The sequence below is a fragment of the Pseudomonas sp. UBA4617 genome (assembly GCF_002386445.1).
Classification (GTDB): Bacteria; Pseudomonadota; Gammaproteobacteria; order Pseudomonadales; family Pseudomonadaceae; genus Aquipseudomonas.
The window spans coordinates 70,742-95,917 of the sequence record NZ_DGIR01000041.1 but is presented as its reverse complement, the minus strand read 5'-3'; the positions used below and the strand labels follow the sequence as shown (position 1 = coordinate 95,917).

At 64.2% G+C, this 25,176-nt stretch carries 23 protein-coding genes; 11 read left to right on the top strand and 12 right to left on the bottom strand.

Annotated features, from left to right (window positions below):
* Nucleotides 1-22: 22 nt before the first annotated feature.
* Together B4L76_RS19280 and B4L76_RS19275 are read right to left on the bottom strand one after the other, a co-directional pair.
* Nucleotides 23-787 carry a TOBE domain-containing protein gene (locus tag B4L76_RS19280; protein ID WP_296234711.1) on the bottom strand — a complete coding sequence of 255 codons (765 nt, stop codon included), beginning with the start codon at nucleotides 785-787 and terminating at the stop codon, nucleotides 23-25.
* A gap of 68 nt (nucleotides 788-855) precedes the next feature.
* Nucleotides 856-1,587: a ComF family protein gene (locus B4L76_RS19275; RefSeq protein ID WP_296234757.1), complete on the bottom strand. Its 732-nt coding sequence runs from the start codon at nucleotides 1,585-1,587 to the stop codon at nucleotides 856-858.
* 89 nt (nucleotides 1,588-1,676) lie between these two features.
* Here B4L76_RS19275 and bioB point away from each other — a divergent pair, with 89 nt between their 5' ends.
* The 9 genes from bioB to B4L76_RS19230 all read left to right on the top strand — a co-directional run bounded on the left by bioB (nucleotide 1,677) and on the right by B4L76_RS19230 (nucleotide 12,010).
* Nucleotides 1,677-2,735: a biotin synthase BioB gene (gene bioB / locus B4L76_RS19270; protein ID WP_296234709.1), complete on the top strand. Its 1,059-nt coding sequence runs from the start codon at nucleotides 1,677-1,679 to the stop codon at nucleotides 2,733-2,735.
* A gap of 1 nt (nucleotide 2,736) precedes the next feature.
* The gene (gene bioF / locus B4L76_RS19265) at nucleotides 2,737-3,909 is read left to right on the top strand and encodes an 8-amino-7-oxononanoate synthase (RefSeq protein WP_296234708.1); all 1,173 of its coding nucleotides are present in this window, start codon (nucleotides 2,737-2,739) and stop codon (nucleotides 3,907-3,909) included.
* On the top strand, nucleotides 3,902-4,633 hold the full coding sequence (locus B4L76_RS19260) for an alpha/beta fold hydrolase (RefSeq protein ID WP_296234706.1): 732 nt from the start codon (nucleotides 3,902-3,904) through the stop codon (nucleotides 4,631-4,633). Before bioF ends, B4L76_RS19260 begins: the two co-directional genes overlap by 8 nt.
* Nucleotides 4,626-5,444 carry a malonyl-ACP O-methyltransferase BioC gene (gene bioC, locus B4L76_RS19255; protein ID WP_296234705.1) on the top strand — a complete coding sequence of 273 codons (819 nt, stop codon included), beginning with the start codon at nucleotides 4,626-4,628 and terminating at the stop codon, nucleotides 5,442-5,444. The genes B4L76_RS19260 and bioC overlap by 8 nt, the downstream gene beginning before the upstream one ends.
* A gap of 10 nt (nucleotides 5,445-5,454) precedes the next feature.
* Complete coding sequence (gene bioD, locus B4L76_RS19250; protein ID WP_296234704.1) at nucleotides 5,455-6,135, top strand: dethiobiotin synthase; 681 nt, start codon at nucleotides 5,455-5,457, stop codon at nucleotides 6,133-6,135.
* Between the two features lie 123 nt (nucleotides 6,136-6,258).
* A complete protein-coding gene (locus tag B4L76_RS19245) occupies nucleotides 6,259-6,555 on the top strand; it encodes a pyrroloquinoline quinone biosynthesis protein PqqE (RefSeq protein ID WP_296234703.1) in 297 nt (98 codons plus the stop codon).
* Between the two features lie 287 nt (nucleotides 6,556-6,842).
* A complete protein-coding gene (locus tag B4L76_RS19240) occupies nucleotides 6,843-8,648 on the top strand; it encodes a phenylacyl-CoA dehydrogenase (RefSeq protein ID WP_296234702.1) in 1,806 nt (601 codons plus the stop codon).
* 176 nt (nucleotides 8,649-8,824) lie between these two features.
* A complete protein-coding gene (locus tag B4L76_RS19235) occupies nucleotides 8,825-10,108 on the top strand; it encodes a GGDEF domain-containing protein (protein ID WP_296234700.1) in 1,284 nt (427 codons plus the stop codon).
* A gap of 123 nt (nucleotides 10,109-10,231) precedes the next feature.
* On the top strand, nucleotides 10,232-12,010 hold the full coding sequence (locus tag B4L76_RS19230) for an acyl-CoA dehydrogenase C-terminal domain-containing protein (RefSeq protein WP_296234699.1): 1,779 nt from the start codon (nucleotides 10,232-10,234) through the stop codon (nucleotides 12,008-12,010).
* 278 nt (nucleotides 12,011-12,288) lie between these two features.
* Here B4L76_RS19230 and B4L76_RS19225 read toward each other — a convergent pair whose 3' ends face one another.
* Nucleotides 12,289-13,212, bottom strand: a complete 924-nt coding sequence (locus tag B4L76_RS19225) for a LysR family transcriptional regulator (protein ID WP_296234697.1) — start codon at nucleotides 13,210-13,212, stop codon at nucleotides 12,289-12,291.
* Between the two features lie 210 nt (nucleotides 13,213-13,422).
* Here B4L76_RS19225 and B4L76_RS19220 point away from each other — a divergent pair, with 210 nt between their 5' ends.
* Nucleotides 13,423-14,703 carry an aspartate aminotransferase family protein gene (locus B4L76_RS19220; protein WP_296234696.1) on the top strand — a complete coding sequence of 427 codons (1,281 nt, stop codon included), beginning with the start codon at nucleotides 13,423-13,425 and terminating at the stop codon, nucleotides 14,701-14,703.
* A 152-nt stretch (nucleotides 14,704-14,855) separates the two neighbouring features.
* Nucleotides 14,856-15,014, top strand: a complete 159-nt coding sequence (locus B4L76_RS19215; protein WP_009681539.1) for a YqaE/Pmp3 family membrane protein — start codon at nucleotides 14,856-14,858, stop codon at nucleotides 15,012-15,014.
* 33 nt (nucleotides 15,015-15,047) lie between these two features.
* Here B4L76_RS19215 and B4L76_RS19210 read toward each other — a convergent pair whose 3' ends face one another.
* The 9 genes from B4L76_RS19210 to B4L76_RS19170 all read right to left on the bottom strand — a co-directional run bounded on the left by B4L76_RS19210 (nucleotide 15,048) and on the right by B4L76_RS19170 (nucleotide 25,164).
* Nucleotides 15,048-16,868 (bottom strand): S9 family peptidase, encoded by a 1,821-nt coding sequence (locus B4L76_RS19210; protein ID WP_296234687.1) that lies wholly within the window; start codon nucleotides 16,866-16,868, stop codon nucleotides 15,048-15,050.
* Complete coding sequence (gene pqqE / locus B4L76_RS19205; protein ID WP_296234685.1) at nucleotides 16,834-17,994, bottom strand: pyrroloquinoline quinone biosynthesis protein PqqE; 1,161 nt, start codon at nucleotides 17,992-17,994, stop codon at nucleotides 16,834-16,836. The genes B4L76_RS19210 and pqqE overlap by 35 nt, the downstream gene beginning before the upstream one ends.
* The gene (gene pqqD / locus B4L76_RS19200; protein ID WP_296234684.1) at nucleotides 17,966-18,241 is read right to left on the bottom strand and encodes a pyrroloquinoline quinone biosynthesis peptide chaperone PqqD; all 276 of its coding nucleotides are present in this window, start codon (nucleotides 18,239-18,241) and stop codon (nucleotides 17,966-17,968) included. The genes pqqE and pqqD overlap by 29 nt, the downstream gene beginning before the upstream one ends.
* Nucleotides 18,238-18,993, bottom strand: a complete 756-nt coding sequence (pqqC, locus tag B4L76_RS19195) for a pyrroloquinoline-quinone synthase PqqC (protein ID WP_003255592.1) — start codon at nucleotides 18,991-18,993, stop codon at nucleotides 18,238-18,240. The genes pqqD and pqqC overlap by 4 nt, the downstream gene beginning before the upstream one ends.
* A 73-nt stretch (nucleotides 18,994-19,066) precedes the next feature.
* The gene (gene pqqB, locus B4L76_RS19190) at nucleotides 19,067-19,978 is read right to left on the bottom strand and encodes a pyrroloquinoline quinone biosynthesis protein PqqB (RefSeq protein WP_296234683.1); all 912 of its coding nucleotides are present in this window, start codon (nucleotides 19,976-19,978) and stop codon (nucleotides 19,067-19,069) included.
* A 79-nt stretch (nucleotides 19,979-20,057) separates the two neighbouring features.
* A complete protein-coding gene (gene pqqA, locus B4L76_RS19185; protein WP_003243383.1) occupies nucleotides 20,058-20,129 on the bottom strand; it encodes a pyrroloquinoline quinone precursor peptide PqqA in 72 nt (23 codons plus the stop codon).
* Between the two features lie 160 nt (nucleotides 20,130-20,289).
* Nucleotides 20,290-22,590 (bottom strand): pyrroloquinoline quinone biosynthesis protein PqqF, encoded by a 2,301-nt coding sequence (pqqF, locus tag B4L76_RS19180; protein ID WP_296234682.1) that lies wholly within the window; start codon nucleotides 22,588-22,590, stop codon nucleotides 20,290-20,292.
* An 82-nt stretch (nucleotides 22,591-22,672) separates the two neighbouring features.
* Nucleotides 22,673-23,467, bottom strand: coding sequence for a carbon-nitrogen hydrolase family protein (locus B4L76_RS19175; RefSeq protein WP_296234681.1), 795 nt, complete (start codon nucleotides 23,465-23,467; stop codon nucleotides 22,673-22,675).
* A gap of 14 nt (nucleotides 23,468-23,481) precedes the next feature.
* Nucleotides 23,482-25,164, bottom strand: coding sequence for a flavin monoamine oxidase family protein (locus B4L76_RS19170; RefSeq protein ID WP_296234680.1), 1,683 nt, complete (start codon nucleotides 25,162-25,164; stop codon nucleotides 23,482-23,484).
* Nucleotides 25,165-25,176: the final 12 nt, after the last annotated feature.

Genomic DNA, 25,176 nt, shown 5'->3' with positions numbered 1-25,176 from the left:
GCCCGCGAACCGCGCTACCCGCCTACGCGGGAATCCCGATCAATACATAAGAGGGATGAAACTGCACGCGTAGCCTGCTGCCGTTCGCTACCCGGTGCTCAGCCAGCCAGGCCGCTTCGGCAAAGGCACACAACATCTGCCCGTTGCCCAGCGCCAGCCTGACCTCGCTCGGCCCGTCAGCCTCCGCCAGCACACCCTGCACCGTCGCTTTCAGGCAGTTGTTACCCGTTTCGGCCTCTTCCCCTGCCGCCAACAACCGCACCCACCCTGCCTTGAGCAGTGCCACAACCATCGTCCCCAGCGTCAGCTCCAACCGCGCAGTGCTGTCGCGGGTGATCAGCGCCTCGATCTCCAGCCCGTCGCCCAGCGTCAGGCTGACGCGATCAAGCCGTCCTTCACGGCGCAGGCCACTGACCTGGCCCTGCAACTGGTTACGCGCACTGGTGCGCAGCATCAGGCGACCGAGCAGGTCGAGGTCACTGGATTGTTCTGCCGCTTCGAGCATTTGTGCCTGCAAGGCCTGCAGACGCTGATACAGGCGCAGTACTCGTTCGCCCTCCGGCGACAACCGTGCTCCACCGCCGCCTCGCCCGCCGGCGCTACGTTCGACCAGCGGGTGGCCGGCCAGGTTGTTGAGCTCGTCGATGGCATCCCAGGCGGCTTTGTAACTGATGCCCGCAGCCTTGGCGGCGCGAGTGATCGAACCTTGATCGGCAACGTGCTGCAGCAGCGCGATACGCTGGGGGCGGCGGGCGATGTGCTGGGTAAGGAGGCTGGGCAAGGGCATGGTATCCAGTCGTCATAAGGCTCAGGTGAAGCGGCCCCGGGGTTTGCGCCGTGGCAGATATCGTTGGGTCATGCATACCCCGGTTTGGGCGTGCGTGCCAGGCAATAGACATCCACGCGCCGCGCCCCGGCCGTGCATAGCAGCTCGGCAATTGTATGCGCGGTTGCCCCCGTGGTCAGCACGTCATCGACAATGGCGACATGCTGACCCTTCAACTCACCCGTGAGCGCAAACGCCTGGCGCAAATTGCGCTGCCTTGCCCTGGCGTCCAGCTGCTGCTGCGCGGGTGTTTCGCGTGTACGCGTCAGCAACCGTTCGTCGCACCGTACCCCGAGCTGCACCGATAACCAGCGCGCCAACATTCCTGCCTGGTTGAAACCACGCTCGCGCTGTCGACGCCTGGCCAGGGGCACCGGTAACAGCAGGTCGGGCCGGGCCACCCCCTCTGCAAAGCGATGCAGCAATCCATGGCCCAGCAGCTCCGCCATCAGACGCCCCAGCGGCCACTGGCGCTTGTGCTTGAAGCGGCTGACCAGCGTGTCTACCGGAAAGCCGAAATGCCACAGCGCAATCACTTGCTCGAAAGCCGGCGCGCGGCGGCTGCATTGCGCGCAGGTCAGGCCAGACATCGGCATGGGCAAGGCGCAGCGCAGGCATTGATCATCCAGCCAGGGCAGCGCCTGTTCACAGGCGACGCACAGCGGGTAGGCCTGCCCGGCACGCTCGTCGCATAGTAAACATGTTTGATTAATAATTGAGCACTTGTAAACCAGCCTTTTCCAGTGTGGTTGACAGTTCATAGGCCTTCCATGACTATGCGAGCTAACCGTGATGCGCTGGCGGGCTTTCCTGTCCCGGCGCCAGCTACAGCCTAAACAAGGAAACACCGATGAGCGCCAGCACAACTGCAACAACACGTCACGACTGGTCCCTGGCAGAGGTCAAGGCGCTGTTCCAGCAACCGTTCAATGACTTGCTGTTCCAGGCACAGACCGTGCACCGCGCGCACTTCGACCCTAACCGCGTGCAGGTTTCGACATTGCTGTCGATCAAGACCGGCGCCTGCCCGGAAGATTGCAAATATTGCCCACAATCCGGCCACTACAACACCGGGCTGGAAAAACAGAAGCTCATGGAAGTGCAGAAGGTGCTGGAAGAAGCGGCACGCGCCAAAGCCATCGGCTCCACCCGCTTCTGCATGGGCGCGGCCTGGAAGCACCCGTCGGCCAAGGACATGCCTTACGTGCTGGAAATGGTCAAAGGCGTGAAGGCCATGGGCCTGGAAACCTGCATGACCCTCGGCAAGCTCGACCAGGAGCAGACCAAGGCCCTGGCCCAGGCCGGCCTGGATTACTACAACCATAACCTCGATACCTCGCCGGAGTTCTACGGCAGCATCATTACTACCCGCACCTACAGCGAGCGCCTGCAAACCCTGGCCTACGTGCGTGAGGCCGGTATGAAGATCTGCTCCGGCGGTATCCTCGGCATGGGCGAGTCGCTGGACGACCGCGCCGGCCTGCTGATCCAGCTGGCCAACCTGCCGGAGCACCCGGAGTCGGTACCGATCAACATGCTGGTCAAGGTCGCCGGTACGCCGCTGGCCGAGGAAGAGGACGTCGACCCGTTCGATTTCATCCGCATGCTGGCCGTGGCGCGTATCCTCATGCCCAAGTCACACGTGCGCCTGTCCGCCGGCCGGGAGCAGATGAACGAACAGATGCAGGCCCTGGCCTTCATGGCAGGCGCCAACTCGATCTTCTACGGTGAAAAACTGCTGACCACCGCCAACCCGCAGGCCGACAAGGACATGCAACTGTTCGCCCGCCTGGGTATCAAGCCCGAAGCCCGCGAGGAACACGCCGACGAAGTGCACCAGGCCGCCATCGAGCAGGCGCTGGTCGAGCAGCGCAGCAGCGAGATGTTCTACAACGCCGCGTCGGCCTGAGATGGCCTTCGACCTGGCCGCGCGCCTGGCCGAACGGCGCGCCGCAGACCTGTATCGGCAGCGGCCGCTGCTGCAGAGCCCGCAGGGGCCGGAAGTGGTGGTCGACGGCCAGCCCTTGCTGGCCTTTTGCAGCAACGATTATCTCGGCCTCGCCAACCACCCGGAGGTGGTTGCCGCCTGGCAGGCCGGCGCCGAGCGCTGGGGGGTCGGAGGGGGCGCCTCGCACCTGGTGATCGGCCACAGCACCCCGCACCATCAGGTGGAAGAGGCTTTGGCCGAGCTCACCGGGCGGCCGCGTGCGCTGCTGTTCTCCACCGGCTACATGGCCAACCTGGGCGCTATCACCGCGTTGGTGGGGCAGGGTGACAGCGTGCTGCAGGACCGTTTGAACCACGCTTCGTTGCTGGATGGCGGGCTGCTCAGCGGTGCCCGTTTCAGCCGTTATCTGCACAATGACGCGGCCAGCCTGGTCAGCCGCCTGGACAAGGCGGTTGGCAATACCCTGGTGGTGACCGACGGCGTGTTCAGCATGGACGGCGACCTGGCTGACCTGCCGACGCTGGCCGCTGTCGCCAAGGCGCGGGGTGCCTGGCTGATGGTCGACGATGCCCATGGCCTGGGCACCCTTGGCAAGCATGGCGGCGGTGTCGTCGAGCACTTCGGCCTGGGCGTGGATGAGGTTCCGGTCCTGATCGGTACGCTGGGCAAGGCGTGCGGTACCGCCGGTGCCTTCGTCGCTGGCAGCGAAGAACTGATCGAGGCGCTGGTGCAATTCGCCCGCCCCTACATCTACACCACCAGCCAGCCACCGGCGCTGGCCTGCGCCACGCTGAAAAGCCTGGAACTGCTGCGCTGCGAAACCTGGCGCCGCGAGCACCTGGCAGCGTTGATTCGCCAGTTCCGCGAAGGCGCACGGCAGATCGGGCTGCAATTGATGGACAGCCCGACCCCGATCCAGCCGATCGTCATCGGCGACAGCGCGCAGGCCCTGCGCCTGTCGCGCATGCTGCGCGAGCGCGGCCTGCTGGTGACGGCCATCCGCCCACCCACCGTACCGGCGGGCAGTGCGCGCCTGCGGGTGACCTTGAGCGCCGCCCACAGTGAGGCGCAGGTGCAGCTATTGTTGAATGCATTGGCCGAGTGTTATCCACAGTTGGAGAACGCCGATGCGTAATCGCCTTGTTCTATTGCCCGGCTGGGGCCTGGGCACTGCGTCCCTGGAGCCGCTGGCCGCCAGCCTGCGGCTCCAGGACACCCGCCTGCAGGTAGAGCTGATGCCCCTGCCGGAGCTGCCGCACAGCGATGTCCAGGCCTGGATCGAGCACCTCGATCGCAAGCTGCCGAGCGATGTCTGGTTGGGCGGCTGGTCGTTCGGCGGGATGCTGGCCAGTGCCCTGGCGCACAAGCGCGGCGACCACTGCTGTGGCCTGCTGACCTTGGCCAGCAACCCCAGTTTCGTGGTGCGCCCGGGCTGGCCGCATAGCATGGCCGAAGATACCTTCGGTACCTTCCTCGACGGCTGCCGCAGCCATACCCAGGTCACCCTCAAGCGTTTCCGTACGCTGTGCAGCGACGGTGCCCAGCAACCGCGTACCCTGCTGCGCCAGCTGGGTATCGGCGTGCCGGACACCGACCCGTTGTACCTGGCCACCGGCCTGGAAGTGCTGGCGAAGCTGGATGTTCGCGAAGCCTTGCAGGCCTACGCCGGCCCGCAGCTGCACCTGTTCGCCGGCAGCGATGCCCTGGTGCCGGCAGAAGCGGCAAAAGCCCTGAGCGAGCTGTTGCCCGATGTGGAAGTGGGCCTGGTCGAAGACAGTTCCCACGCGTTCCTGCTGGAGTACCCGCAGGAGCTGGCGGCGGGCATCAAGAGTTTCCTGCATGAGAGTGGCGATGACTGATCTATCCCGTCCGACCCCGCCGGGGGCACTGCCCGACAAGCGTCAGGTGGCGGCCTCGTTCTCCCGCGCTGCGGCCAGCTATGACAGCGTGGCGGCGCTGCAGCGTGCCGTGGGCCAGGACCTGCTGAGGTTGTTGCCGGAAGGCCTGCAGCCGTCGCGCTGGCTGGACCTGGGCAGCGGCACCGGTCACTTCAGCCGGGCGCTGGCCGAGCGTTTCGCCGCCGCCAGCGGCGTGGCGGTGGATATCGCCGAAGGCATGCTGCGCCATGCGCGCAACGAGCAAGCTGGGGCGCACTATCACGTCGCTGGCGATGCCGAGCGTTTGCCGTTGCGTAATGCCAGCGTCGACCTGGTGTTCTCCAGCCTGGCGGTGCAGTGGTGCGACCAGTTCGCCAGCGTGCTGGCAGAGGCGCAACGGGTACTGCGCCCAGGTGGCGTTATGGCTTTCAGCAGCCTGTGCGTGGGCACCCTGGCTGAATTGCGCGCCAGCTGGCAGGCGGTGGATGGCCTGGTGCATGTGAACCGCTTCCGACGTTTCGAAGACTACCAACGCCTGTGTGCGGCCAGCGGTTTCGAGCAACTCGAATTGCAGTGTTGCCCACATGTGCTGCATTACCCGGCTGTGCGCAGCCTGACCCACGAACTGAAGGCGCTGGGTGCGCACAATCTCAACCCAGGCCGGCCTTCTGGCCTGACCGGGCGGGCTCGCATGCAGGGCTTGCTGCAGGCCTACGAGGCGTTTCGCCAGCCTCAAGGGCTGCCAGCCACTTACCAAGTGGTCTATGGTGTGTTGCGCAAGCAACAGGCGTAAGGGGAGCGAGATGAGCCAGGCCTATTTCATTGCCGGTACCGATACCGACGTTGGCAAGACCACCATCGCTGCCGGGCTGTTGCATGCGGCACGCTTGCAGGGCCTGAGCACCTTGGGAGCCAAACCGGTGGCTTCGGGTTGCACGATGACCGCGAAAGGGCTGCGCAACAGCGATGCCCAGGCATTGATCGACGAGAGTTCGATCAAGCTGCCCTACGAGCAGGTCAACCCGTTCGCCTTCGAACCGGCTATCGCACCGCATGTGGCGGCGCGGGAAGCGGGGGTTACCCTTGCGGTACCTGAGCTGCTCGCGGCGATGCGCAGTGTGCTGCAACAGCATGCCGATTTCACCCTGATCGAAGGGGCTGGCGGCTGGCGCGTGCCGTTATCGGGGCAGGACAACCTGTCGGACCTCGCTATTGCCCTCCAGCTTCCCGTAATCCTGGTGGTGGGAGTGCGGCTGGGGTGTATCAGCCATGCCTTGCTCAGCGCCGAGGCGATTGCCCGCGACGGGCTGCAGCTGGCGGGGTGGGTGGCGAACATCATCGAACCTAGTACCTCGCGGCTGGAAGAGAACCTGGCCAGCCTGGCCGAACGGTTGCCGGCGCCTTGCCTGGGGCGGGTGCCCAAGCTCAAGCAGGCCAGTGCCGACATGGTGGCTGAGCATCTGCAACTGGATCTTCTGGATTAGTGCTGCAGGAATACTCAAGGGCTATCAAATGGCATCGGGCCATTAGCGATTTAAACGGGCCTTTTTGCGCCCAGCCTGCTTTAATTGGGCCTGTCCGTTATCCAGCGTCAATGGAGTCCTGACATGGAAATCACCGGTAGCTCCGCCTATTACGCGGGCCTGAGCGCAATCCAGACCGGCCAGAACCGCGTCGATCAGGCCGCCAGCCAGATTGCCAACACCACCGCCGAACGTACTGCCACCAGCCAGTCCAGCGACTTTCAGGCCGAACGCTTGCGCGCGGTCGACCGCAGCCAGCAGATGGACCTAGCCACCAGCACGGTGCAACTGGCCGTAGGCAAGCATGAGGTCGAGCTTGGCGTGAAGCTCGCCAAGGCATCCGACGAAATGCTCGGCCGGTTCATCGATACCTACGCCTGATCGCTGGCATCTACCTCCGTATTAACGCCTGCGCCCCTGAGGGAGCGGGTTCCCCCGCGCGTGCGTCAGCCCTGACAGCTGTTTTCCGGGCCGACTTTTTTCGCGGGTGAACCCGCTTCTGTAGTAGTCATGACAAGTGTTGGCGTATTTGCCATTTTTCGTGGCGCAAATGACACAATAGTCCATTCTTGACATCCGGCGGAGCTAAACGTAAGTTTCAAACAACTGTTTGATCGATGCCGCACGGCGCGCGTCACCCCACAGAACTCACCTAGAGGTTCATCGCAATGCCTGACTACAAAGCCCCCTTGCGTGATATCCGCTTCGTTCGCGACGAACTGCTCGGCTATGAGGCGCACTATCAGAGCCTGCCGGGTTGCCAGGACGCCACGCCCGACATGGTCGACGCGATCCTTGAAGAAGGCGCGAAGTTCTGCGAGCAGGTGCTTTCGCCGCTGAACCGTGTGGGTGACCAGGAAGGCTGCACCTGGAGCGAAGCGGGCGTGAAAACCCCGACTGGCTTCAAAGAGGCCTATCAGCAGTTCGTCGAAGGCGGCTGGCCGAGCCTGGCGCATGATGTCGAGCACGGCGGCCAGGGCCTGCCGGAGTCGCTGGGCCTGGCCCTGAGCGAAATGGTCGGCGGGGCGAACTGGTCGTGGGGCATGTACCCTGGCCTGTCCCACGGTGCGATGAACACCATTTCTGCGCACGGTACCCCTGAGCAGCAGCACACCTACCTGACCAAGCTGGTATCCGGCGAATGGACCGGCACCATGTGCCTGACCGAGCCACACTGCGGTACCGACCTGGGCATGCTGCGCACCAAGGCCGAGCCTCAGGCTGACGGCAGCTACAAGGTGTCGGGAACCAAGATTTTCATTTCGGCCGGTGAGCACGACATGGCCGACAACATCGTCCATATCGTCCTGGCCCGCCTGCCGGATGCACCGGCCGGTACCAAGGGCATTTCGCTGTTCATCGTGCCGAAGTTCCTGCCCAACGCCGAAGGTGGTGTGGGCGAGCGCAACGGCGTCAGCTGCGGGTCGATCGAACACAAGATGGGCATCCACGGCAACGCCACCTGCGTGATGAACTTCGACGCTGCCACCGGCTTCCTGATCGGCCCGGCCAACAAAGGCCTGAACTGCATGTTCACCTTCATGAACACCGCCCGGCTGGGAACCGCGCTGCAAGGCCTGGCTCACGCCGAGGTGGCCTTCCAGGGTGGCCTGAAATACGCCCGCGAACGTCTGCAGATGCGTTCGCTGACCGGCCCGAAAGCACCGGACAAGGCCGCTGACCCGATCATCGTGCATCCCGACGTGCGCCGTATGCTGCTGACCATGAAGGCCTTCGCCGAAGGCAACCGCGCGATGGTGTACTTCACCGCCAAGCAAGTGGACATCGTCAAGTACAGCCAGGATGAAGAAGAGCGCAAGAAGGCCGACGCCCTGCTGGCGTTCCTGACGCCGATCGCCAAGGCATTCATGACCGAAGTCGGCTTCGAGGCGGCCAACCATGGCGTGCAGATCTACGGTGGCCACGGCTTCATCGCCGAGTGGGGCATGGAGCAGAACGTGCGCGACAGCCGGATCTCCATGCTGTACGAGGGCACCACCGGCATCCAGGCCCTCGACCTGCTCGGCCGCAAGGTACTGATGACCCAGGGCGAAGCGCTGAAGGGCTTCACCAAGATCGTGCACAAGTTCTGCCAGGCGCAGGAAGGCAACACTGCGGTGACGGAATTCGTCGAACCGCTGGCGGCACTGAACAAGGAGTGGGGTGAGTTGACCATGAAGGTCGGCATGGCCGCCATGAAGGACCGTGAAGAAGTGGGCGCGGCCTCGGTCGATTACCTGATGTATTCCGGTTATGCCTGCCTGGCCTACTTCTGGGCCGACATCGCCCGCCTGGCCGCCGAGAAGCTGGCTGCCGGCACCAGCGAAGAGGCGTTCTACACCGCCAAGCTGCAGACCGCGCGCTTCTACTTCCAGCGTATCCTGCCGCGTACCCGCACCCATGTGGCAGCGATGCTGTCCGGAGCCGACAACCTGATGGCGATGGACGAAGAAAGCTTCGGCCTGTCCTACTGATTCACCGGTTGTGACCGAAACCCGCCTGCCCTCACCGGCAGGCGGGTTTTTTTGTTTCAAGCCCGGCGCGTGGCTTTGCAGAAGCGGTGCATGATTTGAAATTCAACTGTTCATGTGCGCTGCCGATGAAGTATGGGCACAATGCCACTATTGATCTGCCGGGTTGGAGATTACCCTTGCTTCGTCTTAACGCTGTTCGCGCGAGCCACTTCCTGCCTTCGCTGATCCTGTTGCTGGCAGGCCTCGCCGCGGCTTACGTGAGAGACCTCAGTGTCTTTTTCACATCATTGTTCAATGTCCTGCCCACCTTGGTCCTGCTGCTGGGTGGCGCCTACTGCGCGGTGTACCGCCGTCAGCGCGAGCTGTTCCTGATGCTCACGGTGTATATCGCCTACTTCCTGCTCGATACCCAGACCGACTTCTACCGTGACCATGGCCGCGTGCGCGAAGATGCCGCGGTAACCTTCCATTTGGTATGCCTGCTGTTGCCCACCCTGTTCGGGTTGTACGGTGCCTGGCAGGAGCGCACCCACCTGCTGCAGGACCTGGTTGCCCGCGGCGCCGTGCTGTTCGCCGTGGGCAGCGTGGCGGTGGCTCTCGAACAGAGCTACCCCGAGGCGCTGCTGACGTGGCTGGCGGAAATTCGCTGGCCGTCGTTGCATGGCCGGTGGATGAGCCTCATCCAGATGGTCTACCCGTTGTTCCTCGGCGTGTTCATCCTGCTGGTGGTGCAATACCTGCGTGCCCCGCGGCCGCTGCACGCCGCGTTGATCTCGGGCCTGCTGGGGATTTTCTGGATGTTGCCGCAAACCTTCATCCTGCCGTTCACCCTCAACATCATGTGCAGCCAGGTAATGCTGATGATCGCGGCATCGGTAGCTCATGAGGCCTACCAGATGGCCTTTCGCGACGAGCTGACCGGCTTGCCGGGGCGGCGTGCGCTGAACGAGCGCATGCAGCGCCTGGGGCGCAACTACGTGATTGCCATGACCGACGTGGACCACTTCAAGAAGTTCAACGATACCCATGGCCACGACGTCGGCGACCAGGTGCTGCGCCTGGTCGCCAGCCGCCTGGCCAAGGTGACCGGCGGTGGCCGCGCGTACCGTTATGGCGGCGAGGAATTCGCCCTGGTATTCGCTGGCAAGACAGCCGAAGAATGCGTGCCGCACGTGGAAGCGGTGCGTGAAGTGATCGCCAATTACGTGATGCACCTGCGCGACCAGCATAACCGCCCGCAGGACGATAGCGCCGGGCGCCAGCGACGCGCGGGCAGCACGGGCGGGACGGTGTCGGTCACCATCAGCATCGGCGTAGCCGAGCGCCAGGCCGACCACCGCAACCCCGAGGCAGTACTGAAATCCGCCGACCAGGCGCTGTACAACGCGAAGAGTGCGGGGCGCAATTGTGTCATGGTGCACGGGCAGCAATCACAGCGTGGCGCAGTGCGCATGGCGTGACCGAAACTGACTATGCAGTCTAGTGATGACCCTATGTCTCGTAAAAGTTGTTCGGTTACACTGCTCGTTACCCAGTGTCGCGGTTCCCCGAGACCGCCCCGACCCGACTAGCGAGAGGTTGTCATGGCTGAATATAAAGCGCCCTTGCGCGACATGCGCTTCGTACTGAATGAAGTCTTCAACGTGGCCGAGCAGTGGGCGCAGTTGCCCGGGTTGGCCGAGGTTGTCGACCCCGACACAGCCATGGCGGTGCTGGAAGAGGCCGGCAAGGTCACTGCCAGGTCCATCGCGCCGCTCAGCCGTGCCGCCGATGAAGAGGGCTGCCACTGGGACCAAGGTGCGGTGCGCACTCCAGCTGGTTTCATCGAGGCCTACAACACTTACGCCGAAGGCGGCTGGGTGGGCGTGGGCGGCGACCCGCTGTTCGGCGGCATGGGCATGCCCAAGGCCATTTCGGCCCAGGTCGAGGAAATGGTCAACGCCTCCAGCCTGGCGTTCGGCCTCTACCCGATGCTGACCGCCGGTGCCTGCCTGTCGATCAACGCCCACGCCAGTGAGGCACTGAAGCAAAAATACCTGCCGAACATGTATGCCGGTGTGTGGGCGGGCTCCATGTGCCTGACCGAGCCGCACGCCGGCACCGACCTGGGCATCATTCGCACCAAGGCCGAGCCCCAGGCAGACGGCAGCTACAAGGTCAGCGGCACCAAGATCTTCATCACCGGTGGCGAGCACGACCTGACCGAGAACATCATCCACCTGGTGCTGGCCAAGCTGCCGGATGCACCGGCGGGGCCGAAAGGCATTTCACTGTTCCTGGTGCCGAAGTTCCTGGTCAATGAGGACGGCAGCCTTGGCGCACGCAACTCGGCCACCTGTGGTTCGATCGAACACAAGATGGGTATCCAGGCCTCGGCCACCTGCGTGATGAACTTCGACGAAGCCGTTGGCTATATCGTCGGCGAGCCTAACAAGGGCCTGGCGGCGATGTTCACCATGATGAACTACGAGCGCCTGGGTGTTGGTATCCAGGGCCTGGCCTCGGCCGAGCGCTCCTACCAGAACGCCGTGGAATACGCTCGTGATCGCCTGCAAAGCCGCGCCCCGACCGGGCCGCAAGCCAAGGACAAGGCCGCCGACCCGATCATCGTCCACCCGGATGTGCGCCGCATGTTGCTGACCATGAAGGCGCTGATCGAAGGCGGCCGGGCGTTCTCCACCTACGTGGCCATGCAACTGGACAGTGCCAAGTACAGCGAGGACGCCAGCGTGCGCAAGCGCAGCGAAGAGCTGGTGGCATTGCTCACGCCGGTAGCCAAGGCGTTCCTCACCGACCTCGGCCTGGAATGCGCGGTGCATGGCCAGCAGGTGTTCGGCGGGCATGGCTACATTCGCGAGTGGGGGCAGGAGCAACTGGTGCGCGATGTGCGTATCACGCAGATCTACGAAGGCACCAATGGCATCCAGGCCCTGGACCTGATGGGGCGCAAGGTGGTCGCCAGTGGTGGGGCTTACTATCGCCTGTTCTCCGACGAGATTCGCCAGTTCATTGCCAGTGCCGACAGCCAGCTGGAGGAATTTGCCAAGCCGCTGGCGGTCAGCCTCGACCAGCTGGACGGGCTGACCGAGTGGGTGCTGGAACAGGCCAAGGGCAACCCGAATGAAATCGGCGCGGCTTCGGTCGAGTACCTGCACGCCTTTGGCTATGTAGCTTACGCCTACATGTGGGCGTTGATGGCGCGTGCGGCGCAGGCAGGTGAGGGGGATGCGGCGTTCTACGCCGGTAAGCTGGGTACAGCGCGGTTCTACTTTGCGCGGTTGCTGCCACGGGTGAATTCGCTGGTGGCAGCGGTTAAGGCGGGGAGTGAATCGCTGTACCTGCTGGATGCTGAGCAGTTCTGACAGGGTTTGGGGGCGCGTAGCGGCCCGATTCCAGGCTGCATGCGACCAACTCTGCCGTTGTAAGCTTTTTCCTACATGACGTGGTGACTTTTCACCACTGTTATCGCATTGGATCCAGGGTTAATCTTTCCCACATGGACGTTGTGCAGGAAGCGCAAAGTACAGATCAAGGAAGACGACGAAGGACCACCTGCCAGGATGGCGGGGCGATACGGATGTCACAGGGAAACAGTCTGGAAAACCCCGCTTAGGCGGGGTTTTCTTTGTGCGCGCGTTTTTCAGGCGAGCACATCCAGTGGCGATGCCCCCGCCAAACGTGCGTCGCTCTCCTCTTCCAGCAGCGTACGCAGCAGCTCCACAGAGGCCTGCTGGCGCTGGGCATCGCGAAATACCAAGCCAACCTTGAGCGGCACGCGCGGCTCGCTCAACGGCTTCCACAGCAGCGCCTGGTCTTCCTCGGCGGCGTCCTTGGCCCGGCCTGGCAGGATGGTCGCCAGCGCCGTATGGGCCAGGCTGTCGAGTATCCCTGCCATGTTGTTCATCTCGGCCTGCACTTGCGGCCGACGCCCCTGGCTGGCCAGTTGCGCCTGCCAGATCTGGCGGATCTGGAACTCTTCGCCCAACATCAGCATGGGCAGCTCGGCGGCCTGGCGGATGGATACTTTCTTGAAGTCCTTCAGCGGGTGTGTAGCCGGGATGACCAACTGCAGCTCATCTTCATACAGCAACAGGCCATGTAGCCCCGGCTGGCGTGGCGGCAGGTAGCTGATGCCGATGTCCAGGCTGCCATTGAGCAGGCGCCGTTCGATTTCCAGCCCCGACAATTCGTAGATCTGCACGACAAGGTGCGGCTGTGCCTTGCGCAGGCGTTCGAGCAGTTGCGGCACCAGGCTGGGGCGCACCGTCTGCAGCACGCCGATGGCCAGGGTTCGCAGCGACTGGCCCTTGAAGTTGCGCATGGCCTGGTGGGCGCGTTGCAGGCCGTCGAGCAGCGGCAGGGCGTGGTTGTACAAGGTATGCGCAGCCAGGGTCGGCAGCAGGCGCTTGTTGCTGCGCTCGAACAGGCTCAGGTCGAGGCTGTGTTCCAGCTGGCGGATCTGTTGGGAAAGCGCCGGTTGGGACAATGACAGGCGCTCGGCGGCACGGCCCACATGGCCCTCTTCATACACCGCGACGAAATAACGCAGTTGGCGGAAATCCATAAGTGATACTTATCGAAAATGCTGAAAAAACGAAATGGCCGAAAACCCCGGCGAGGCCTAGTCTATCGCTGTATTCCAAAGGGTTACAGCGATGAATGGCTCGATTGTTACCCTGGATGAAAAACACTTTTGATAGGAAAGGCAGAATATCGAGTGACGGCATCCGGACCGCACCGACAACGCCTTCTACCGTGACTGGTTGGAGCCCTGATGAACCTGTTCAAGCTGCGCCGCCCGGCCCTCGCTGCCGTCGCCGAGCCCAAGCGTGCGCCGGTGACCGTGCCGCAAGCGTCGCAGCTGTCGCGTGAGCGACTGATGCCTGGCTGCGAACGTGCAGCGCAGGTATTCGTACGTGGCCAGGGTTCCTGGTTGTGGGACAACGAAGGGCATGCCTACCTGGACTTCACCCAAGGTGGCGCGGTCAACAGCCTGGGGCACAGCCCGAGCGTGCTGGTCAAGGCATTGGGCAACCAGGCCCAGGCGCTGATCAACCCGGGGGCGGGGTTGCACAGCCGTGGGCTGCTGGAATTGGCCGACCGCCTGTGCCAGAGCACCGGCAGCGATCAGGCCTACCTGCTCAACAGCGGTGCCGAAGCGTGCGAGGGCGCAATCAAGCTGGCGCGCAAGTGGGGCCAGCTGCACCGCAACGGCGCCTATCACATCATCACCGCCAGCCAGGCCTGCCACGGCCGTAGCCTGGGGGCGCTGTCGGCATCCGACCCACTGCCGTGCAATCGCTGCGAGCCCGGCCTGCCCGGTTTCAGCAAGGTGCCGTTCAACGACCTGGCGGCGCTGCACGCTGAGGTGGACTCACGCACCGTGGCGATCATGCTGGAGCCGATCCAGGGCGAGGCGGGTGTCATCCCGGCGACGCAGGACTACCTCAAAGGGGTGGAAACCCTCTGCCGTGAACTGGGCATCCTGTTGATTCTCGATGAAGTGCAGACCGGTATCGGTCGCTGCGGTGCGCTGCTGGCCGAAGAAACCTATGGCGTGCGCGCCGATATCGTCACCTTGGGCAAAGGCCTGGGCGGTGGCGTGCCACTGGCAGCGTTGCTGGCCCGGGGCACGGCGTGCTGCGCCGAACCTGGCGAACTGCAAGGCAGCCACCACGGTAACGCGCTGATGTGTGCTGCGGGCCTGGCGGTTCTGGACGCCGTGCTCGAGCCTGGCTTGCTTGCCCAGGTGCGCGACAACGGGCGCCACCTGCGTGAAGGCCTTAGCCGCCTGGCCGGGCGTTATGGCCAGGGCGAAGTGCGTGGGCAGGGCCTGCTATGGGCGCTGCAACTGAAAGAAAACCTGGCCTGCGAGCTGGTGGCCGCAGCCCTGCATGAAGGCCTGCTGCTCAATGCCCCGCAGGCGGATGTGGTGCGCTTTTCGCCAGCCCTGACCGTGAGCAAGGGCAACATCGACGAAATGCTGCTGCGCCTGGCCCGCGCCTTTGCCCGCCTGCACACCCGGCAGCAGGCCCGCCGGGAAATGCCGGCATAGCGTACTGGCGAAACCGAGAATTCTACGAACCGTCTGGCGTTCCTGCGCATCGCCCCTGGCCTGTTTCATTCGGCCCGGGGCGTTTTTTTTGCCGGTGGAACCTCTGCGGCGGGAGGCTAGTCTGTGAGGTAACCCCTACAGGAGAGACTCGCATGGACTTCATACGCATCATCATCGCCATCATCCTGCCACCGCTGGGTGTGTTCCTGCAGGTGGGGTTCGGCGGGGCGTTCTGGCTGAATATCCTGCTGACCTTGCTGGGGTATATACCGGGCATCGTGCACGCGGTGTACATCATCGCCAAGCGCTGAGACCTTTTGGGGCCGCAACGCGGCCCCAAAACCTCAGGCCCTCAGCACCCGACAATAGAACTTCCACTCTTCTTCCAGCGCATGCGCCAGGTTCCCGGCCTTGCGGAAGCCATGCCGCTCCCCGGCATAGAAGTGCCCTTCGGCATCGACCCCGCTAGCCTGCAACGCTGCCAGCATCGACCGAGTCTGCTCCGGCACCACCACCGCATCCAGTTCGCCCTGGAAGAAAATAACCGGCACCCTGATCTGCCCGGCATGCAGCAGCGGTGTGCGCTGGCGATAACGCTCGGCGTCCTGCTGCGGGTCACCGATCAACCAGTCCAGGTAGTCGCCCTCGAACTTGTGCGTCGCCCGGCCCAGTGCCAGCGGGTCGCTGACCCCGTACAGGCTCGCACCGGCGCGGAATACATCATGAAACGCCAGGGCGCACAAAGTGGTATAGCCGCCTGCGCTGCCGCCGCGGATGAACGCCTTGTTGCGGTCGATCAGGCCACGGGCGGCGAGGTATTCGACTGCTGCACAGGCATCGGCCACATCGCTTTCTCCCCAGCGCAGGTGCAAGGCCTGGCGGTAGTCCCGACCGTAGCCGCTGCTGCCCCGGTAATTGAGGTCGGCTACGGCGAAGCCGCGCTGGGTCCAGTACTGCACGCGCGGGTCGAGCACCGGATAACAGGCCGAGGTCGGGCCGCCATGGATGAACACCACCAGCGGTGTGGCCCCTTGTGATCGGGCTGCCGGGTAGAAGAAACCGTGGGCCTGGTGGCCGTCACTGCCATAGTGGATCGGCTGCGGCAGGCTGATATCCGTGGCCGCAAGCACTTCGGCGCCACCGGCCAGTACGCTGACCTGGTGGTTGCTGCGGCTGATGCTGATGACTGCCGGCGGGCTGATCGGCGATGCGGCGATGGCATACAGGTGCTGGTCATCCATGGCCAGGCTGCGAAAGCGCGTATAGGCACTGGCGAATCGCTCCAGGCCAGCGGCGCTGCGTAGGCCCAGTTGCCCGAAGCCGTCTTCGAACCAGCTGGCCAGGTAGTCTTGCTGCCCCAGCGCCAACCAGGTGCTCGCGCCCAGTTGCCAGGGGGCGGCGGCATGGTCTGCCGGCTCGGCAGGCAGCGCCTGCCAGCGGCCAGCAACCTCACCCCAGGGTTGCCAGAAGCCGTTACGGTCGGACAGACAGTAAAGCCGGCCTTGTGCATCGAAGCGTGGCTGCTGCAGCGACTCATCGGCACCGGCCACGGATTGCGCGGGTCCCCATTGGCCGCTGTTGTCACGCCTGCGACACATCAGCCGGGTGACCGTCCAGGGCTGTGCCGGGCGGTCCCACTCGATCCACGCCAGGCGCTGGCCATCGGCACTCATGGTAGGCGAGGCGTAGAAGTCGGCACCTTCGGCAAGCACCTGCCGGCTTCGTTCAGCCAGTGCCACCAGCCGATGCTCGACCCGTTCGCCATGCTGCTCCTCGACCGCCAGCACCAGGCCAGCGTGCCACTGCAGGTCGCCGTAGCGGCAGTTCGCGTGGTTCGTCAGGGCGCGCGGTGGCGTTGCTGCCAGGCCCTGGGTGTATACCTGCTGGTCCTTCTCGTTGACGAACAGAATGCCGTCGCCACCCAGGCAGAAACTGCCACCGCCGTATTCATAGACCCGGCTGCGCACGCTGAAACCATCGGGCGTCAGGCAGCGGGCCTGCTGGTGCTGCCAATGCCAGATGCGACAAGCACCATCGGCGGGGCGGAACTCGTTCCAGAACAGCCCGGCAGCGCTGACCTTGAGGTCGGCGAAGTCGGTGCCGGCCGCGACTGCCTGGGCCGCAGTGAATTCAACCGCGGGCGATGACACGGGAGTTTCGCTCATTGCGGAAGGTCATCTGTTCAATCGCGAGCTGGGCGCTTTCTGCCTCCTCGCGGGCCTTGAGGATGATGCCGTGGTCGGCCGACTTGGCGCACACCGGGTCGGCGTTGCTGGCATCGCCGGTGAGCATGAAGGCCTGGCAGCGGCAGCCGCCGAAGTCCTTTTCCTTTTCGTCGCAGGAACGGCAGGGTTCGGGCATCCATTCATAGCCACGGAAGCGGTTGAAGCCGAACGAGTCGTACCAGATATGTCGCAGGTCATGGTCGCGCACGTTGGGGAACTGCACCGGCAACTGGCGCGCGCCGTGGCACGGCAGCGCGGTGCCGTCCGGGGTGATGGTGAGGAACAGGCTGCCCCAGCCGTTCATGCACGCCTTGGGTCGTTCTTCGTAGTAGTCCGGGGTGACGAAGATCAGCTTGCACGGGTTGCCTTCGGCCTTGAGCTTGTCGCGGTACTGGTTGGTGATGCGCTCGGCCCGTTCGAGCTGCGCGCGGGTTGGCAGCAACCCCAGGCGGTTGAGGTGGGCCCAGCCGTAGAACTGGCAGGTGGCAAGCTCGACGAAGTCCGCTTCCAGGGCGATGCACAGCTCGATGATGCGATCGATCCTGTCGATGTTGTGCCGGTGGGTGACGAAGTTGAGCACCATCGGGTAGCCGTGGGCTTTCACCGCGCGGGCCATTTGCAGTTTTTGCGCAAAGGCCTTCTTCGAGCCGGCCAACAGGTTGTTCACCTGCTCGTCGCTGGCCTGGAAGCTGATCTGGATATGGTCCAGGCCAGCCTTCTTGAAGTCGGCGATGCGCGCCTCGGTCAAGCCGATGCCGGAGGTGATCAGGTTGGTGTAGTAACCCAGCCGGCGCGCCTCGCCGATCAGTTCGGCGAGGTCCTGGCGTACCAGTGGCTCACCGCCGGAAAAGCCGATCTGCGCGGCGCCCATTTCCCGGGCTTCGGCCATCACCTTGAACCACTGCGCGGTACTCAGCTCCTGGCCCTGGGCGGCGAAGTCCAGCGGGTTGGAACAGTACGGGCACTGCAGCGGGCAGCGGTAGGTGAGCTCGGCCAGCAGCCACAGCGGCAGGCCGACTGCGGGCGTGGGCGGTAATTCAGGAGAGGACGATCCAGTGTTCGGCACGGGCCACCTCCATGAACTGCTCGATGTCATCGGCCACTTCCGGGACACCGGGGAACTGTTGTTCGAGTTCGACAATGATCGCGGCAACGTCACGCTGGCCGTCAATCAGGCCACCGATCAGGGCCGCGCTGTCGTTGAGCTTGATCATGCCCTCGGGGTACAGCAACACATGGCCTTTTTGCGCCGGTTCGTACTGGAAGCGGTAGCCGGGGCGCCAGTTCGGCACTTGCTTGCGATTGAAACTCATAAGGTGATCCCTTTGTGCCACACCCGTTCCTGGGTGACGGAGTGATAGGGTGGGCGGTTCAGTTCATAGGCCATGCTCATGGCGTCGAGCATGCTCCAGAGAATGTCCAGCTTGAACTGCAGGATCTCCAGCATACGCTCCTGGCCCGCGCGGGTGGTGTAGTGCTGCAGGGTAATCGCCAGGCCGTGCTCCACGTCACGCCGGGCCTGGCCCAGGCGGGTGCGGAAATATTCGTAGCCGGCCGGGTCGATCCACGGGTAGTGCTGCGGCCAGCTGTCCAGGCGCGACTGGTGGATTTGCGGGGCGAACAGTTCGGTCAACGAGCTGCTCGCGGCTTCCTGCCAGCTGGCCCGCCGGGCAAAGTTGACGTAGGCGTCCACGGCAAAACGTACGCCGGGTAGCACCAGCTCCTGCGAGCGCAGTTGGTCCGGGTCCAGGCCCACGGCCTGGCCCAGGCGCAGCCAGGCTTCGATACCGCCGTCTTCGCCGGGTGCGCCGTCATGGTCGAGCAGGCGCTGGATCCATTCGCGGCGTACTTCGCGGTCCGGGCAGTTGGCCAGGATCGCCGCGTCCTTCATCGGAATGTTGACTTGGTAGTAGAAGCGGTTGGCCACCCAGCCCTGGATCTGCTCACGGGTGGCTCGGCCCTGGTACATCGCCACGTGGTAGGGGTGATGAATGTGGTAATAGGCGCCCTTGGCGCGCAGGGCCTGCTCGAATTCGGCAGGGGACATTGGCAGTGCGTCGCTCATTCGGCTGGCTCCTGTAAAACGATTATCCGGCCTGGCAATACCCACAGGGTTTCTGCCACCTCTTGTGCAGTTGTTACAACTCGATACTCATGCCATCGAAGGCCACTTCCACACCTCTGCGCAGCACTTCGGCGCGTTCGGGCGAGTTCTCGTCGAGGATCGGGTTGGTGTTGTTGATGTGGATAAGCACCTTGCGCTGGCGCGGGAAGCCCTCGAGCACCTCCAGCATGCCGCCAGGGCCGTTCTGAGCCAGGTGGCCCATCTCACGCCCGGTACGGGTGCCCACGCCACGCCGTTGCATCTCGTCATCTTCCCACAGGGTGCCGTCGACCAGCAGGCAGTCGGCGTCGTCCATCATCTTCAGCAGCTTGTCATCCACCTGGCCCAGGCCCGGGGCATAGAACAGTTTGCCGCCGGTGCGGGTGTCCTCGACCAGCAAGCCCAGGTTGTCGCCGGGGTGCGGGTCGAAGCGGTGCGGCGAATACGGCGGTGCGGCGCTGCGCAGGGGGAACGGGGTGAAGCGCAGGTTGGGGCAGGCGTCGATCACGAAGCTGCCTGCCAGTTCGATGCGGTTCCATTGCAGGCCGCCGTTCCAGTGGCTGAGCATGTTGAACAGCGGGAAACCGGTGGTCAGGTCCTGGTGGACCATGTCGGTGCACCACACCTGGTGCGGGCAGCCTTCGCGCAGGCTGAGCAGGCCTGTGGTGTGGTCGATCTGGCTGTCCAGCAGCACGATGGCATTGATGCCGGTATCGCGCAGGGCACGGCCCGGCTGCATCGGCGCAAAGGCCTGGAGCTGGGCGCGGATATCGGGCGAGGCATTGCACAGTACCCAGTGCACGCCGTCATCGGACAGGGCAATGGACGACTGGGTGCGCGCCGTGGCCCGCAAGGTGCCGTCACGGTAGCCCTTGCAATTGACGCAGTTGCAGTTCCACTGAGGGAACCCGCCACCGGCGGCGGAACCGAGAACCTGGATATACATGGCCACTCTCTATGCAGAAAACCGTAGCGAATAAACGAAAACGCCCCGGCAGGCCGAGGCGTTGAACCGTAAGCCAGGCTTAGCGGTTGGCGAAGTACATGGTGACTTCGAAGCCGATGCGAAGATCAGTGTAAGCAGGTTTGGTCCACATGGAATTACTCCTTCCGGATGAGGGTTGGGTTTGTCAGCTAATACTAGGGTACCGCCATGGGCTGGAGGTTCCCTTGAATCGGGATTGCGCTATCTTACAAGAAATAGCTGTACCGAAAGGTTAATTATTAAGAAAAGTGCCCTTGCAGCTGGCGTAACAATCACGCGGTTGCGGTCAGCCAGTCGCCCTCAGGTGCGGCGGCATTGGCCAGGCACAGCCACCGGCTGTCGCTGTCGAGGAGGTAGCCCAGCAGGTGCTCCAGATCCGCTTGTTGCGTGCCGAGAATCGCCCCGCGCAGCGCATCCAGCCCCCCGGTTTGCCTAGCCAGGCATGTCTGCCATGCCCATTCGGCGACTTCCTCGTTGGCCATCGCGGGTTCCGCGAATTGCCCGGCCAGCGCCTGACGAGCGGCAGGGTCGAAAGTAATGCCCTGGCGTAGCAAGGTGAGCAGGTGGTCGAGTATCTGCGTCTGGCTGGTATGTGGCGACTGCACGCCGAACAGCAGGCCACCGACCCCTTCGACCTGACGAAAGGCACTGAATACCGCATAGCCAAGTTGCAGTTCTACCCGCAGCCGTTGATAGACCGGCCCTTGCAGCAGTTGGGCAAGCAGGCGGCCAGCGGCTTCCCACGCCGCCGGCAATGGGCAGAACAGCAGCAGGGCACGTTCACTGCCCGGGACGTCGACCTGCTGCCAGCGGTGGTTGGCCCAGGCCGGCAGCGGGCCAGGCGCCGTGGCCCGACCAGGGCAACGCTGCAACGCCGCTGCCAAGGCGTTCAGGGCGCTATCGTCGAAGCCAACCGCCAGGCCGTGCCAGCGGGCATGCTGCCAGAGACTGTCGAGCTGAGGCCGCGCCAGCGTGCCGGGTGGAACAGGCGCAGGCAAGGCACCGAGCACGGTGTCGGGCAGCTGCTTGAGCAAGGCCCTGATCGGTATCAGCGGCGGAGCCGGGGTCGAAGGGGCGAGCCAGCTATCGTCCGGTGGCTCTGCCAGCAGCACCAACGCCTGTTCCAGGGTACCCAGCACCGCTGCCGGCAGCCCGGCGCAGTGCAACTGCCAGTATTCGCCAGCGGCGCTCAACTGCAACTGTACCGACGCCCGCGCGCAGCGCTCCTGCAGGGGTTGCAAGGCGCGTTCGAGCACCGCGTACAGCGGCTGACGCGAGGGGGCCGGGACCTGCCAGCGCAGGTACAGCGTCGCGTACTGACGGGTGGCCGGCAGCTGGTCGCTGATCTTCAGGGCTGCTGGCAATGGTTGTGGCCTGGCAGCAGGCAGGTCGGCCTTGAGCAAGGGCTCTACGGCGGGCAAATGCCAATGCCCATGTACACAGCTCGGCAGGCCCGCCAGCAGGCTACGGAAGGCCTGCAGGGTATTTGTATCCAGGCCGGTAAATGGCAGACCGGCACTGTCCCGGCGGGCCAGCTCAAGCGCGCTGGCACTGCGTTCGCGGCTTTGCTGCAGCAAGCCGAATTCGGCGTTCAATTGCTCGGCTTCGGTTTGTCGGAGGAAGCCGAACCATCCTTGCAGCAGGGCATCCACCTCTTCCCCGCACGCGTCCTCGGCAAGCTGCAGGTCGATATGCCACAACAATTGCCCGGCGTATGCATACAACGCCTCGGCCTTGAAACCCTGCAGCCAGCCGCGTTGGCGAAGCGCAGCCAGCCAGGTGCCCGGGCGGCTGTCGCCAAGGCAACTGATCAGCAGCTCCAAGGCTTGCTCGGCACCCACCGGCAAGTGCGTGTGGCTGAATACGCGCGCCGTGGTCGCCGCGGCCAGTGGCGGTGGCAGGGCCTGAGGTACCCGTTCACTCGTTGTGAACTGCGCAGCATGCTGTCGGCCGAGCATTTCCAGTTCATCCAGCGGCTGCGGGCCGCACAGGCTCAAGGTAATCTGGCCGCCTTGGTAAAAGCGTTGATGAAAGCCCTGCAACGCTTGCTGGAAGGCCGGGTCGTGCAAGGCCAGGGTGTACCGGTTGCCGGCGTGGAAAGCACTCAGTGGGTGGCCGGGCGCTGCGGCCTGCAGCAAGGCGAACTGCTGCTGGGCCTGCGGGTTGCGCGACCAGGCAATGAACTCGGCGTGGATCACTTCACGCTCGCGGCGTTGGCGCTCGATACCCAGGTCCGGTTCGGCGAGCATCTGGCACAAGCGCTCGAGCCCGCCCGCCAGGGCCCTGGGCGGGACCTCGAAGAAAAAGTCGGTGGTGCGTTCCCGGGTGCTGGCATTGACCTGGCCACCCAGTGCCTGCACGTACCGCATCAGGCCGTCTGCAAGCGGGAAACGCGGGGTGCCGAGGAAGAACAGATGTTCCAGGAAGTGGGCCAGGCCGGGCCATTTACCCGGGGCATCGTGGCTGCCCGCGTGCACCCGCAGGGCAGCGGCCGAACGCTTCAGGCGCGGGGCGTGGCGCAGGGTCAGCTGCAGGCCGTTGGCGAGGGTCAGGTGGCGGATGGCGTCAGGCATGGGGGCTCCGGTTGCTGCATGCCATGCTAACCCATTTGTTGGCAGGCTCGGCCTCTTCGCGGGTTAGCCCGCGAACAGGCCGTCAACCTTTATGCAGGTGCAGTTCCTGGCGCAGATCGGTCAGGTAGGGAAATGCCGCCCGTCCCTGTACCACCCGCTCATGCTCGAGTTCGGCCAGCAACTGGCACTCGTCATGCCCGGCCATTGCCAGCAGGCTGCCATCAGGGCCGATGATGCTGCTCTGCCCGCAATAATGGATCTCGTCTTCGGCACCACAGTAGTTGGCATACACCAGGTAGCACTGGTTCTCCTGAGCCCGCGCCCGCACGGTCACCTGGCAAACGAAGTCGTACGGCGTCATGTTCGCCGTCGGCACCAGGATCAGCTCGGCGCCGTCCAGCGCCAGGCGGCGGGCATTCTCCGGGAACTCGATGTCGTAGCAGATCAGCAGCCCGACCTTCCAGCCATCCAGCTCCACCACGGGGAAATGGTCAGGACCTGGGCTGAACATCGAGCGGTCCAGTTCTCCGAACAGGTGGGTCTTGCGGTAGTTGCCCAGGCTGCGTCCCTGTGCATCGATCAGCTGCACGCTGTTGTAGATCGCGCCGTCAGCGCCGCGCTCCGGGTAGCCATAGACGATGGCAATGCGGTGCGCCTGGGCGATCTCCACCACTTCCATGGCGGCCGGGCCATCGTCGGCCTCGGCCAGGCGTTCGACCTGGCCCAGGCCGATGTTGTAACCGGTCAGGAACATTTCCGGGCACACCAGCAACCGCGCGCCGCGTTCGGCCGCCAGTTGCGCCTGGTGGCGCAAGCGTTGCAGGTTGCCGGGCACGTCCAGTGGCTTGGGCGTGCCCTGGAACAGAGCGATGCGCATGCTGCCTCCTTGTCTCAGTCCGCCAGGGCGATCGGGCCGATGTCGTTGAACACGTCGCCTGGGCCAGGGTTTTCCGGGTGGGTGCGGCCACCAAAGTGGTTCATGATACCCCACACCGCATTCAGCGAGGTCTGCACAGCGCCTTCGACCCAGGCAGGGGTCCAGGACACGTCGTCGCCGGCAATGAAGATGCCACGCTGCTCGGCAGGCATGTCTTGCTGCATGAAGTGCGCATACATGCGCTGGTTGTAGCGGTAGTGGCCAGGCAGCGCACCCTTGAAGGCGCCGAGGAAGTACGGGTCGGCTTCCCAGGAAACGGTGATCGGGTCGCCGATGATGTGCCCGGCGATATCGGTCTTCGGGTAGATCTTCTTCAGCGCGTCCAGGGCCAGCTGCACGCGTTTCTCCACCGGGTGCGGCAGCATCTTCAGGGCGTCGCTCATCCAGGCGTAGGACAGGCAGATCACCCCCGGCTTGTCGTCGCCGTTGTCGAACAGGTAGGTACCGCGGGTGAGGCGATCGGTGAGGGTCATGCTCATCAGGTCGCGGCCGGTTTCCGGGTCCTTGTCCTTCCAGAATGGCCGGTCGACCATGACGAAAGTCTTCGACGACTGCATGTAGCGGGTGCGGTCCAGGGCCATCCACATCTTTTGCGAGAACAGCGATTCCTCGCAGTCGATCTGGGTGGTCAGCAGCCAGGTCTGGCAGGTGGCGAGCACGGCGCTGTAGTGCCGCGTGTCGCCCCAGTTGTCGGTGACCGCCAGGCGGCCATCGGCAGCGCGGGCGATGCGTTTTACCCCGGTACGCGGCGCGCCGCCATGCAGGGAGCTCAAGCTGGTGCCTTCGGGCCAGTGCACGCAACGCTCCGGCACATGGCGCCAGATGCCTTGCGGCACCTGCTCGACACCGCCGACCACCAGGTGCTGGTGGTCGTCGCAATTGGTCATGACCACGCGGAAGATTTCCAGCATCGAGTTGGGGAAGTCCGAGTCCCAGCCACCGGTGCCGAAGCCAACCTGGCCGAACACTTCGCGATGCTGGAAGCTCAGCTTGGCGAACGAGCGCGAGGTGGCCACGAAGTCGTAGAAGGTGCGGTCATCCCACAGCGGTACCAGTTTGTTCCACAGTTCCTTCAGGCGCGGTACGTCACGGTCGCGGATGGCCTGCTGGATGTCGGCGAACTGGGCACCGCTTTCCAGCGCGTCGGCCCAGGCGTCGGCCACCTCCTGGAACAGCTTGGGCAGGTCGCCGGGGTTCTCGGCGTAGTAGGTCTGCCCTTCCAGGTCGATCACGGTGCTGCCGGAGGCCGGCGTCAGCGGGTTGGGGAAGGGCTTGGTTTCCAAGCCCAGCTTGTCCACATAGTGGTAGAAGGCGGTGGACGATACCGGAAACCGCATGCCACCCAGTTCGGCGATGACCCCGTCGGTACCGTTGAAGGCTTGCGAACGCAGGCGGCCACCCAGTTTGGAGGCCTCGTACACCACCGGCTTGAGGCCCAGCTTCATCAGCTCGTAGGCCGCCACCAGCCCGGCGATACCGGCGCCCACGATGGCCACTTCCTCACCATGGCGCTCGGCCGGGATGCTGCCCAGGCCGGCGGGGTGTTCCAGCCAGTCGTCGAAGGCGAAGGGGAAGTCCGGGCCGAAAATGGTAATGGGCTTTTTGCCGTCGGCGGGGTGGCGGTTTTTCTTGTTCATGGAAGTGACCTT

Bases quoted from the DNA above. Each gene is read 5' to 3' on its own strand.
- B4L76_RS19280 (WP_296234711.1), bottom strand. From the start codon at position 787: ATGCCCTTGCCCAGCCTCCTTACCCAGCACATCGCCCGCCGCCCCCAG.
- B4L76_RS19275 (WP_296234757.1), bottom strand. From the start codon at position 1,587: ATGAACTGTCAACCACACTGGAAAAGGCTGGTTTACAAGTGCTCAATT.
- bioB (WP_296234709.1), top strand. From the start codon at position 1,677: ATGAGCGCCAGCACAACTGCAACAACACGTCACGACTGGTCCCTGGCA.
- bioF (WP_296234708.1), top strand. From the start codon at position 2,737: ATGGCCTTCGACCTGGCCGCGCGCCTGGCCGAACGGCGCGCCGCAGAC.
- B4L76_RS19260 (WP_296234706.1), top strand. From the start codon at position 3,902: ATGCGTAATCGCCTTGTTCTATTGCCCGGCTGGGGCCTGGGCACTGCG.
- bioC (WP_296234705.1), top strand. From the start codon at position 4,626: ATGACTGATCTATCCCGTCCGACCCCGCCGGGGGCACTGCCCGACAAG.
- bioD (WP_296234704.1), top strand. From the start codon at position 5,455: ATGAGCCAGGCCTATTTCATTGCCGGTACCGATACCGACGTTGGCAAG.
- B4L76_RS19245 (WP_296234703.1), top strand. From the start codon at position 6,259: ATGGAAATCACCGGTAGCTCCGCCTATTACGCGGGCCTGAGCGCAATC.
- B4L76_RS19240 (WP_296234702.1), top strand. From the start codon at position 6,843: ATGCCTGACTACAAAGCCCCCTTGCGTGATATCCGCTTCGTTCGCGAC.
- B4L76_RS19230 (WP_296234699.1), top strand. From the start codon at position 10,232: ATGGCTGAATATAAAGCGCCCTTGCGCGACATGCGCTTCGTACTGAAT.
- B4L76_RS19225 (WP_296234697.1), bottom strand. From the start codon at position 13,212: ATGGATTTCCGCCAACTGCGTTATTTCGTCGCGGTGTATGAAGAGGGC.
- B4L76_RS19220 (WP_296234696.1), top strand. From the start codon at position 13,423: ATGAACCTGTTCAAGCTGCGCCGCCCGGCCCTCGCTGCCGTCGCCGAG.
- B4L76_RS19215 (WP_009681539.1), top strand. From the start codon at position 14,856: ATGGACTTCATACGCATCATCATCGCCATCATCCTGCCACCGCTGGGT.
- B4L76_RS19210 (WP_296234687.1), bottom strand. From the start codon at position 16,868: ATGAGCGAAACTCCCGTGTCATCGCCCGCGGTTGAATTCACTGCGGCC.
- pqqD (WP_296234684.1), bottom strand. From the start codon at position 18,241: ATGAGTTTCAATCGCAAGCAAGTGCCGAACTGGCGCCCCGGCTACCGC.
- pqqC (WP_003255592.1), bottom strand. From the start codon at position 18,993: ATGAGCGACGCACTGCCAATGTCCCCTGCCGAATTCGAGCAGGCCCTG.
- pqqB (WP_296234683.1), bottom strand. From the start codon at position 19,978: ATGTATATCCAGGTTCTCGGTTCCGCCGCCGGTGGCGGGTTCCCTCAG.
- pqqF (WP_296234682.1), bottom strand. From the start codon at position 22,590: ATGCCTGACGCCATCCGCCACCTGACCCTCGCCAACGGCCTGCAGCTG.
- B4L76_RS19175 (WP_296234681.1), bottom strand. From the start codon at position 23,467: ATGCGCATCGCTCTGTTCCAGGGCACGCCCAAGCCACTGGACGTGCCC.
- B4L76_RS19170 (WP_296234680.1), bottom strand. From the start codon at position 25,164: ATGAACAAGAAAAACCGCCACCCCGCCGACGGCAAAAAGCCCATTACC.